We start from the raw sequence: 11776 nt of genomic DNA on the forward strand, positions 1-11776 counted from the left end.
CATGACCGTTCGAGGTTGTGGCGGATGGCTACCGAACGGCGTCACACCAGCAGAGGCCGTGGATATTCGTTAACTCAAGGCAGTACGCCTGATTCCATCTTCACTGTGGGGACACATGCAGACACTCAAGGTCGATCTAGGCGAGCGCAGCTACCCGATTCATATTGGCGAAGGTTTGTTGGATCAGCCCGAGCTGCTGGCCCCGCACATTCGCGGACGGCAAGTAGCGATCATCTCCAACGAGACTGTTGCGCCGCTCTATCTCGAGCGTCTGACCCGCAGCCTGGCCCAGTTCTCGGTGATATCCGTGGTACTGCCCGACGGCGAAGCCTTCAAGACCTGGGAAACCCTGCAACTGATTTTCGACGGTCTGCTGACCGCCCGGCATGACCGCCGCACCACGGTGATCGCCCTTGGCGGCGGTGTGATCGGTGACATGGCCGGCTTTGCCGCCGCCTGCTACCAGCGCGGCGTCGATTTCATCCAGGTTCCGACCACGTTGCTGTCGCAGGTCGACTCCTCGGTGGGCGGCAAGACCGGGATCAACCATCCGCTGGGCAAGAACATGGTCGGCGCCTTCTATCAGCCGAACGTGGTGCTGATCGATACCGCCAGCCTCAATACCCTGCCGGCGCGCGAGCTGTCCGCCGGGCTGGCCGAAGTCATCAAGTACGGGCTGATCTGTGATGAGCCGTTCCTGACCTGGCTCGAAGACAACGTCGATCGCCTGCGTAATCTGGACCAGCAAGCCCTGACCTATGCCATCGAGCGTTCCTGTGCGGCCAAGGCGGCAGTGGTCGGTGCCGATGAGAAAGAGACAGGCGTACGTGCCACCCTGAACCTGGGCCACACTTTTGGCCACGCCATTGAAACCCACATGGGCTATGGTGTGTGGCTTCATGGTGAGGCTGTGGCTGCTGGCACCGTAATGGCGCTGGAAATGTCCGCGCGCCTCGGCTGGATCAGCGAGCAGGAGCGCGATCGCGGCATTCGTCTGTTCCAGCGTGCGGGGCTGCCGGTCGTTCCGCCGGAAGAAATGACAGAAGCCGATTTCCTCGAACATATGTCCATTGACAAAAAAGTGATCGACGGTCGTTTACGCCTGGTGCTGCTGCGCCACATGGGTGAAGCGGTGGTGACCGACGATTATCCGAAAGAGGTTCTACAGGCCACGCTGGGGGCAGACTACCGCGCCCTGGCTCAGCTTAAAGGTTAATAAGAACACAATGACTAGTTTGCATGCCGACGAGGCCTTCCTCGGCCATTACCAGTTGAGTCATGACCCTTTTGCTCCACGGGTGCCTGGCTTCAAATTTTTCCCGGCCCAGCGCAAACCCGTGCTGGGACAACTGCATCACCTGGCCCGTTACAGTCAGTTGCTGCTGGTGGTCACTGGCCCAGAAGGCAGTGGCAAGACCCTGTTGCGTCAGGCTCTGGTCGCCAGCACCAACAAGCAATCGGTACAAAGCGTGGTGGTTTCTGCCCGCGGCGCCGGCGATGCGGCCGGGGTATTGCGTCAGGTGGCCCAGGCGTTGAACGTCGGCCAGGCTGGTGCCGACGCTATTCTGGCCCAGGTGGTGCAGCTTGCACTGACCGGGCAAGAAGTCTATCTGCTGGTCGATGACGCCGAACAACTCGACGAGTCCGCCCTTGAGGCTCTGATGGTCCTGGCTGCCGGTGCGCCTGAAGGCCGCCCGCATGTGTTCCTGTTCGGTGAGACCTCGCTGATTGCTCAGCTTGAGGCTTTGCATCTCGAGGAAGAGCGTTTCCACGTCATCGAGCTGCAGCCCTACACCGAAGAGGAAACCCGCGAATATCTGGAGCAGCGGCTTGAAGGTGCTGGTCGCGGTATCGAACTTTTCACCGCGGATCAGATCTCTGATATTCACGAAAGCTCCGAAGGTTGGCCTGGCAGCATCAATCAGGTCGCCCGCGATGCAATGATCGAAGCCATGATCGCCAGCCGCTCAGCGGTCAAGCGTCCAAAAATGGGGTTCAATATGCCGAAGAAACACGTGTTGGCGATTTCCGCCGTGGTCGTGGTCGCGGTAGCTGCCGCCTGGTTGATTCCAGGTCGCAACAAGGCACCGACCACCGGTGCGCCGGCCAATGAACAGGCGCAACTGCCGCTTGGCCAGGGTCAGCCAACAGCGAATGGCGGCGCTCCGGCCGTAGAATTCGCTGGCAACACGCAGCCGATGCCATTGCCGTTGGTCGGTAACTCGCAACCGGTTATGCGCGGTCCGCTGGCTGAAGCGGCAGGTGGCATTACCGAAGGTGACGACGGCGTGCCGGTTGAAGGCTCCAGCGCCACTCCGCCGACCGTGACCACCACTGCGCCGCCTGTGGGCGTTCCTGCCGGCCCTGCGCCGACACCAGCGGCCAAGCCGACGCCTGCGCCGACTCAGGTCGCCACCGCCAAGCCTGCGCCTGTACCAGCGCCTGCTCCAGTGGCCAAGCCTGCACCAGCGCCAGCCAAGCCAGCCGTTGCTGCGGCGGCCAAGCCTGCCGAGAAACCGGCTCCGGCGGCCAAGGCCGCTGGCGGCACCTGGTACGCCGGACAGGCACCGGGTAACTATGTAGTGCAAATCCTCGGCACCAGCTCCGAAACTGCCGCACAAAGCTTCGTCAAGGAGCAGGGCGGCGAGTACCGTTATTTCAAGAAAGTCCTCAATGGCAAGCCGCTCTACGTGATCACCTACGGCAACTTCGCCAATCGTGATGCAGCCGTTTCCGCCATCAAGGCCTTGCCAGCGAAGGTTCAGGCTGGTAAACCTTGGCCTCGCACTGTCGCCAGCGTCCAACAGGAACTGGCAACAACTCGCTGAAGATTCGGCGGCCTTACCCAGGCCGCCTCTCCAAGCACCTCAAAATTTCTACAAGTGCGCGCAACCTTCCGGGCTGCGTGCCTTGTGGTGTCTGCGTCACAGTAGTCTTTGAGTCGTTGCGGTCAGAATTAAAAAAAGTTTTGACTAGCACAGCAGATCGCTTTAAACCTTTCACAAATGCGACATAGATTTGCGACATTTCGTCGTCAAATTTGTGAGCCTCTGTGTCGGTGTGTACAATGACCTCCCTTTTGCCCCCGCAAAGCCGGCGTACGTTCGGCGCGGTTGGTAAGTGGTTGAATTGAAAAGAAATTTGCTTCGCGAGAAGCAGCCTGGTGAGAAAGTGTCTATGAAAGCAGGTCTGTACCAACCAGATGAATTCAAGGATAACTGCGGTTTCGGCCTGATTGCCCATATGCAGGGCGAGCCCAGTCATACCCTTTTGCAAACGGCCATCGAGGCCCTGACCTGCATGACCCACCGCGGTGGGATTAATGCCGACGGCAAGACCGGTGACGGTTGCGGTCTGCTGATTCAAAAGCCGGACGTGTTCCTGCGAGCCATCGCCCAGGAAACCTTCGGCGTCGAAATGCCCAAGCAATACGCTGTGGGCATGGTTTTCTTCAATCAGGACCCGGTCAAGGCCGAAGCCGCTCGCGAGAACATGAACCGCGAGATCCTGGCCGCCGGTCTGCAACTGGTCGGCTGGCGCAAAGTGCCGATCGACACCAGCGTCCTCGGTCGCCTCGCCCTTGAGCGCCTGCCGCAGATCGAGCAAGTGTTCATCGGTGGTGAAGGCCTGAGCGATCAGGACATGGCCGTCAAGCTGTTCACCTCCCGTCGTCGCTCGTCCGTGGCCAATGCCGCCGACACCGACCACTACGTGTGCAGCTTTTCCCACAAGACCATCATTTACAAAGGCCTGATGATGCCGGCGGACTTGACCGCCTTCTATCCGGACCTGAGCGATGAGCGCCTGCAAACCTCGATTTGCGTGTTCCACCAGCGCTTCTCCACCAACACCTTGCCGAAATGGCCACTGGCTCAACCGTTCCGCTTCCTGGCGCACAACGGCGAGATCAATACCATCACCGGCAACCGCAACTGGGCCGTGGCCCGTCGCACCAAGTTCACCAACGACTTGATGGACCTGGAAGAACTCGGCCCGCTGGTCAACCGCGTCGGTTCCGACTCCTCGAGCATGGACAACATGCTGGAGCTGATGGTCACCGGTGGCATCGACCTGTTCCGTGGCGTGCGGATGATCATTCCGCCTGCGTGGCAGAACGTCGAGACCATGGACCCGGATCTGCGTGCGTTCTACGAATACAACTCGATGCACATGGAACCGTGGGACGGCCCGGCCGGCGTGGTAATGACCGACGGTCGCTACGCGGTGTGCCTGCTCGACCGTAACGGTCTGCGTCCGGCGCGTTGGGTCACCACCAAGAACGGTTTCATCACCCTGGCTTCGGAAATCGGCGTCTGGAACTACCAGCCTGAAGACGTGATCGCCAAGGGCCGCGTTGGCCCGGGCCAGATCTTTGCCGTGGACACCGAAACCGGTCAGATCCTCGACACCGATGCGATCGACAACCGTCTGAAGTCCCGTCACCCGTACAAGCAATGGCTGCGCAAGAATGCCCTGCGCATCCAGGCGACCATGGAAGACAACGACCACGGTTCGGCGTTCTACGACGTCGATCAGCTCAAGCAATACATGAAGATGTACCAGGTCACGTTCGAAGAGCGCGACCAGGTGCTGCGTCCGCTCGGCGAGCAAGGCTACGAAGCCGTGGGCTCGATGGGTGACGATACGCCGATGGCCGTGCTGTCCCAGCGCGTGCGCACGCCGTACGACTATTTCCGCCAGCAGTTCGCCCAGGTCACCAACCCGCCGATCGACCCGCTGCGCGAAGCCATCGTCATGTCGCTGGAAATCTGCCTCGGTGCCGAGCGCAACATCTTCCAGGAGTCGCCGGAACACGCTTCGCGCGTGATCCTCAGCTCGCCGGTCATTTCTCCGGCCAAGTGGCGCTCGCTGATGAACCTCGATCGTCCGGGCTTCGAGCGTGCGATCATCGACCTCAACTACGACGAAAGCGTCGGTCTGGAAGCGGCGATCCGCAACGTGGCCGATCAGGCTGAAGAAGCCGTGCGCGCCGGTCGTACCCAGGTCGTGCTGAGTGACCGTCACATCGCCCCGGGCAAGTTGCCGATCCACGCTTCCCTGGCCACCGGTGCGGTGCACCACCGTCTGACCGAAAAAGGCCTGCGTTGCGATTCCAACATCCTGGTGGAAACTGCGACCGCTCGCGATCCACACCACTTCGCCGTGTTGATCGGTTTCGGCGCCTCTGCCGTTTATCCGTTCCTGGCCTACGAAGTGCTGGGCGACCTGATCCGTACCGGTGAAGTGCTGGGCGACCTCTACGAGGTGTTCAAGAACTACCGTAAAGGCATCACCAAGGGCCTGCTCAAGATCCTGTCGAAGATGGGCATCTCGACCATCACCTCCTATCGCGGAGCACAACTGTTCGAAGCGATCGGCCTGTCCGAGGAAGTCTGCAACCTGAGCTTCCGTGGTGTGCCGAGCCGCATCAAGGGTGCGCGTTTCGTCGACATCGAAGCCGAGCAGAAAGCGCTGGCCACCGAAGCCTGGAGCCCGCGCAAGCCGATCCAGCAGGGTGGTTTGCTGAAGTTCGTCCACGGTGGCGAGTACCACGCCTACAACCCGGACGTGGTCAACACCCTGCAAGCCGCTGTGCAGCAGGGCGACTACAGCAAGTTCAAGGAATACACGTCGCTGGTGGACAACCGTCCGGTGTCGATGATCCGCGACCTGCTGAAAGTCAAAACCCTCGACACTCCATTGGATATGAGCGAGATCGAACCGCTGGAATCGGTGCTCAAGCGCTTCGACTCCGCCGGTATCTCCCTGGGCGCCCTGTCGCCGGAAGCTCACGAAGCCCTGGCCGAAGCCATGAACCGCCTCGGTGCGCGTTCCAACTCCGGCGAAGGCGGCGAAGACCCGGCGCGCTACGGCACCATCAAGAGCTCGAAAATCAAGCAGGTTGCAACCGGCCGTTTCGGTGTAACCCCGGAATACCTGGTCAACGCTGAAGTACTGCAGATCAAGGTTGCCCAAGGCGCCAAGCCAGGCGAGGGCGGTCAACTGCCAGGCGGCAAGGTCAACGGCCTGATCGCCAAGCTGCGTTATGCAGTGCCGGGCGTGACCCTGATTTCGCCGCCGCCGCACCACGACATCTACTCGATCGAAGACTTGTCGCAGCTGATTTTCGACCTGAAACAAGTCAACCCGCAGGCGCTGGTCTCGGTGAAGCTGGTAGCGGAAGCGGGCGTCGGCACCATCGCCGCCGGCGTGGCCAAGGCCTACGCGGACTTGATCACCATCTCCGGTTACGATGGCGGTACCGGTGCATCGCCGCTGACCTCGATCAAATACGCGGGCGCTCCGTGGGAGCTCGGCCTGGCCGAAACCCACCAGACCCTGCGTGGCAACGACCTGCGCGGCAAAGTCCGGGTACAAACCGACGGCGGCCTGAAAACCGGCCTCGACGTGATCAAGGCGGCAATCCTCGGCGCTGAAAGCTTCGGCTTCGGCACTGCGCCAATGATCGCCCTGGGCTGCAAATACCTGCGCATCTGCCACCTGAACAACTGCGCCACCGGCGTCGCGACCCAGAACGAGAAGCTGCGCAAGGATCACTACATCGGTACCGTCGACATGGTGGTGAATTTCTTCACCTACGTCGCCGAAGAAACCCGTGAGTGGCTGGCCAAGCTGGGCGTGCGTTCCCTCGAAGAACTGATCGGCCGTACCGATCTGCTGGAAGTCCTCGAAGGCCAGACCGCCAAGCAGCATCACCTGGACCTGACTCCATTGCTGGGCAGCGACCACGTGCCGGCGGACAAGCCGCAGTTCTGTGGCGTTGAACGCAACCCGCCGTTCGACAAGGGCCTGCTGGCCGAGAAAATGGTCGACATGGCCACCTCGGCGATCAACGACTTGAGCGGCGCTGAATTCGACCTGGATATCTGCAACTGCGACCGTTCCATCGGCGCACGGATCTCCGGCGAAATCGCGCGCAAGCACGGCAACCAGGGCATGGCCAACGCGCCGGTCACGTTCCGCTTCAAAGGCACGGCCGGGCAGAGCTTCGGCGTGTGGAACGCCGGCGGCCTGCACATGTACCTCGAAGGCGATGCCAACGACTACGTCGGCAAGGGCATGACCGGCGGCAAGCTGGTGATCGTTCCGCCGAAGGGCAGTGTCTACCGCACTCAGGACAGTGCCATCATTGGCAACACCTGCCTGTACGGCGCCACTGGCGGCAAGCTGTTTGCCGCCGGCACCGCGGGCGAGCGTTTCGCCGTGCGTAACTCCGGTGCCCACACCGTCGTGGAAGGCACTGGCGATCACTGCTGCGAGTACATGACCGGTGGTTTCGTCTGCGTATTGGGCAAGACCGGTTACAACTTCGGCTCTGGCATGACCGGCGGTTTCGCCTACGTGCTCGACCAGGACAACACCTTCGTTGACCGGGTCAACCACGAACTGGTGGAAATCCAGCGGATCAGCGGCGAGGCGATGGAAGCCTACCGTAGCCACCTGCAGCGCGTGCTGAACGAGTACGTCGAGGAAACCGACAGCGAGTGGGGTCGTGAACTCGCCGAGAACCTCGATGACTACCTGCGCCGTTTCTGGTTGGTCAAGCCCAAGGCTGCCAGCTTGAAAACGTTGCTTTCCAGCACCCGTGCCAACCCGCAGTGATATGCGCCTGAAGAGTTTGATGAGGTTTTAAAATGGCTGAACGTCTGAATAATGACTTCCAGTTCATCGAGGTCGGGCGCAAGGATCCGAAGAAGAAACTGTTGCGTCAACGCAAGAAAGAGTTCGTGGAAATCTACGAACCCTTCAAACCCCAGCAGTCGGCCGACCAGGCCCACCGCTGCCTGGGTTGCGGTAACCCGTATTGCGAATGGAAGTGCCCGGTGCACAACTTCATTCCCAACTGGCTGAAACTGGTGGCCGAGGGCAACATCCTCCAGGCCGCCGAGCTGTCGCACCAGACCAACACCCTGCCGGAAGTCTGCGGCCGGGTGTGCCCGCAGGACCGTCTGTGCGAAGGTGCCTGCACCCTCAACGACGGCTTCGGCGCGGTGACCATCGGTTCGGTGGAGAAGTACATCACCGACACCGCATTCGCCATGGGCTGGCGCCCGGACATGTCCAAGGTCAAGCCGACCGGCAAGCGTGTCGCGATCATCGGTGCGGGCCCGGCGGGCCTGGGCTGTGCCGACGTGCTGGTGCGCGGTGGCGTGACGCCGGTGGTGTTCGACAAGAACCCGGAAATCGGCGGTCTGCTGACCTTCGGTATCCCCGAGTTCAAGCTGGAAAAGACCGTGCTGAGCAATCGTCGCGAAGTTTTCAGCGGCATGGGCATCGAGTTCCGCCTCAACACCGAGGTGGGCAAGGACGTGACCATGGAGCAACTGCTCGAAGAATACGATGCCGTATTCATGGGCATGGGCACCTACACCTACATGAAGGGCGGTTTTGCCGGTGAAGACCTGCCGGGCGTGTACGACGCACTGGACTTCCTGATCGCCAACGTCAACCGCAACCTTGGCTTTGAAAAGTCGCCGGAAGATTTCGTCGACATGAAAGGCAAGAAGGTTGTGGTACTCGGCGGCGGCGACACGGCGATGGACTGCAACCGTACTTCGATCCGCCAGGGCGCCAAGTCGGTGACCTGCGCCTATCGTCGTGACGAAGCGAACATGCCGGGCTCGCGCAAAGAGGTGAAGAACGCCAAGGAAGAAGGCGTGAAGTTCCTCTACAACCGCCAGCCGATCGCCATTGTCGGTGAAGACAAGGTCGAAGGCGTGAAGGTGGTCGAGACCCGTCTCGGCGAGCCGGATGCCCGTGGCCGTCGCAGCCCCGAGCCGATCCCGGGCTCCGAAGAGATCATCCCGGCCGACGCCGTGGTCATCGCCTTCGGTTTCCGTCCGAGCCCGGCACCGTGGTTCGAACAGTTCGAAATCCAGACCGACAGCCAGGGCCGCGTGGTGGCGCCTGAGCAAGGTCAGTACAAGCACCAGACCAGCAATCCGAAGATCTTTGCCGGTGGCGATATGGTTCGCGGTTCTGACCTGGTGGTGACGGCGATCTTCGAAGGCCGCAATGCGGCTGAAGGGATCCTGGATTACCTGGGCGTGTAACCACTTTCCAGAAATGGAATGCAGTCCAAATGTGGGAGCGGGCTTGCTCGCGAAGAGGGAGTGTCAGTCGACAGTTTTGTTGCCTGACACACCGCATTCGCGAGCAAGCCCGCTCCCACAGTTGTTTCGTGGTATTGCGAAAACCGCGTTTACATTGCGACAAATTGACCTGATAGACAAAAGGCTGACCTGCAACCGTGCCTTTTGCGTCGCGCTCTGAGAAAATGCCCTCACTTTTTTTCCGGATGCCGACATGACTGCCCTGAAGAACGACCGTTTCCTGCGCGCCCTGCTCAAGCAACCCGTAGACGTCACCCCCGTGTGGATGATGCGTCAGGCCGGTCGCTACCTGCCTGAATACCGCGCCAGCCGTGCCAAGGCCGGTGATTTCATGAGCCTGTGCATGAACCCGGCGTTCGCTTGCGAAGTCACGATGCAGCCGCTCGACCGCTATCCACAACTGGACGCGGCGATTCTCTTCTCCGACATCCTGACCATCCCCGATGCCATGGGCCAAGGCCTGTACTTCGAAACCGGTGAAGGTCCGCGCTTCAAGAAAGTCGTCAGCACCCTGGCCGACATCGAGGCCCTGCCGATTCCTGATCCGCACAAAGACCTGGGCTATGTGATGGACGCGGTCAGCACCATCCGCCGCGAACTGAACGGCCGTGTGCCGCTGATCGGCTTCTCCGGCAGCCCATGGACACTGGCCACCTACATGGTCGAAGGCGGTTCGTCGAAAGACTACCGCAAGACTAAAACCATGCTCTACGACAATCCGCAAGCCCTGCACCTGCTGCTGGACAAGCTCGCGCAGACGGTCACCAGCTACCTCAACGGCCAGATCATGGCCGGTGCGCAAGCGGTGCAGATCTTCGACAGCTGGGGCGGCGCCCTCTCGGCGGCGGCGTACCAGGAGTTCTCCCTGGCCTACATGAAGAAAATCGTCAGCGGCCTGATCCGCGAGCACGAAGGCCGCAAGGTGCCGGTGATCCTGTTCACCAAGAGCGGCGGTCTGTGGCTGGAAAGCATCGCCGACGCCGGGGCTGATGCACTGGGCCTGGACTGGACCTGCGACATCGGCAGCGCCCGCGCCCGTGTCGGCGACAAGGTCGCACTGCAAGGCAACATGGACCCGACCGTGCTCTACGCCAAGCCGGAAGCCATCCGCGCGGAAGTCGGGCGTATTCTGGCCAGCTACGGCAAGGGCAGCGGCCATGTGTTCAACCTCGGCCATGGCATCACGCCGGAAGTCGATCCGGAACACGCTGGCGCCTTCCTGCGCGCGGTGCATGAGTTGTCGGCGCAGTATCACGAATAGCGATTGCCCGTTTCGACAAAGCCTGTCCCGCCTCGTGCCGGACAGGTTTTTTTGTGCCGTTCAAAAGCTCAATCGATAAAGCATCACTTGTTGTAAGAATGTTTTCTTTCTTTGTCGGATCGAGGAATGGAGAGACTGTTCCTGCCTCGTTCGGCGATTACTCCTACATAGAATTTTCTTCCACCCCCGTAAGGTTCCAGGCCCTTGTCCGGCGTATCGCCGAACAATCACGAAGTGAACAGGGGCGCCCACAAGGCGCCCTGTTTTCGATAAGCAGTCTGGAATACATCATGAAAATCAAGTTTGAAAAGAGAAGTGCATTAACCGCCTGCACTTCATCGATGATCCTGTTATCGGCAATGCTGGCCTCTCAAACCGTTTCCGCCCATGGCTATCTGGAAGTGCCGCCTTCGCGCGCGCTGGCTTGCCAGAAAGGCTTGAACACCAACTGCGGTGGCGCCCAGTACGAGCCGCAGAGTGTTGGTGAAACCTTCAAAGGCTTTCCGGCCGGCGTCGGCGGTGCTCCCTTGCAGGGACCGGTCGATGGCAAGATCGCCAGCGGTGGTCACTCGCTGTTCTCTGCCATGGATGCGCAGTCCGCCACCCGTTGGCACCTGACGGAAATCAAGGACCGCAACATCGATTTCCAATGGCGTTACACCGCGGTTCACCCAGCCACCAAGCACGAGTATTTCATTACCCGCAACGGCTGGAACCCGAATGAGTCGCTCAAGCGCGCCACCTTTGAAAGCACGCCGTTCTGCACCGTCGACGGCGGCAATCAGCGTCCCGAGTCCAGTGACAAGCACAACTGCACCCTACCGGCAGACAAGTCCGGCCATCACGTCGTCCTGGCCATCTGGACTGTCGGTGACACCGATGCAGCGTTTTACAACGCGGCAGACGTGAACATCCTGGCCGAACCGGATCTGCCGGGTGGCTGGTCCTCAGTGGGCAGCATTGCACCATCAGCCGCGTTGCTGGTGGGCGACAAGGTCAAGGCCCGCGCGTTCTCCGCCAATGGCGAGAGCCCGGACTATAGCGTCGAAATCAGCATCGACAACGCTGAAGAAGGGTCGCCGCAAAACTGGTCGTTCAAGCTGGCAGAAAAAATCAACCAGACCCACACCCTCGTTCGCGCCGGTATCCGTGACGAGAGCGGTAATGTCGAGCCGGTCAAAGGCGCCAACAGCCTTTACGCACAAAAAGAAAGCGGGGTAGTCCGCTACGAAGTGCAGCTGGACATGAAGGACGACGCCGCTGCGCGCATGTCGGTGGCCTCGCAGCAAGCCGAATACGTTCTGGATAAAGGCCGGGCCAAGGTCGAGTTCAGCATGACCTCGAACCGTCCGATGAACGTCGATGCATCTGGGAGTTCGTG

The 11776-nt window shown here is 60.6% G+C and carries 5 protein-coding genes and 1 pseudogene; all 6 read left to right on the forward strand.

What is annotated here, in order from left to right; translation table 11 throughout:
• Positions 1-115: 115 nt before the first annotated feature.
• Complete coding sequence (gene aroB, locus PspS34_RS01900; RefSeq protein ID WP_057712349.1) at positions 116-1216, forward strand: 3-dehydroquinate synthase; 1101 nt, start codon at positions 116-118, stop codon at positions 1214-1216.
• A 10-nt stretch (positions 1217-1226) separates the two neighbouring features.
• Entirely contained in the window at positions 1227-2828 is a 1602-nt protein-coding gene (locus PspS34_RS01905; protein WP_150811959.1) for an AAA family ATPase, read from the forward strand.
• 349 nt (positions 2829-3177) lie between these two features.
• Complete coding sequence (gltB, locus tag PspS34_RS01910) at positions 3178-7623, forward strand: glutamate synthase large subunit (RefSeq protein WP_154861179.1); 4446 nt, start codon at positions 3178-3180, stop codon at positions 7621-7623.
• A gap of 32 nt (positions 7624-7655) precedes the next feature.
• A complete protein-coding gene (locus PspS34_RS01915; RefSeq protein ID WP_007997363.1) occupies positions 7656-9074 on the forward strand; it encodes an FAD-dependent oxidoreductase in 1419 nt (472 codons plus the stop codon).
• A gap of 253 nt (positions 9075-9327) precedes the next feature.
• Positions 9328-10395 carry a uroporphyrinogen decarboxylase gene (gene hemE / locus PspS34_RS01920; protein WP_057712346.1) on the forward strand — a complete coding sequence of 356 codons (1068 nt, stop codon included), beginning with the start codon at positions 9328-9330 and terminating at the stop codon, positions 10393-10395.
• Between the two features lie 290 nt (positions 10396-10685).
• Positions 10686-11765, forward strand: a pseudogene (locus tag PspS34_RS01925) (lytic polysaccharide monooxygenase); the annotation flags it as partial.
• Between the last annotated feature and the right edge of the window lie 11 nt (positions 11766-11776).

This window comes from Pseudomonas sp. S34 (assembly GCF_009866745.1).
In the GTDB taxonomy this organism is placed as follows: domain Bacteria; phylum Pseudomonadota; class Gammaproteobacteria; order Pseudomonadales; family Pseudomonadaceae; genus Aquipseudomonas; species Aquipseudomonas jessenii.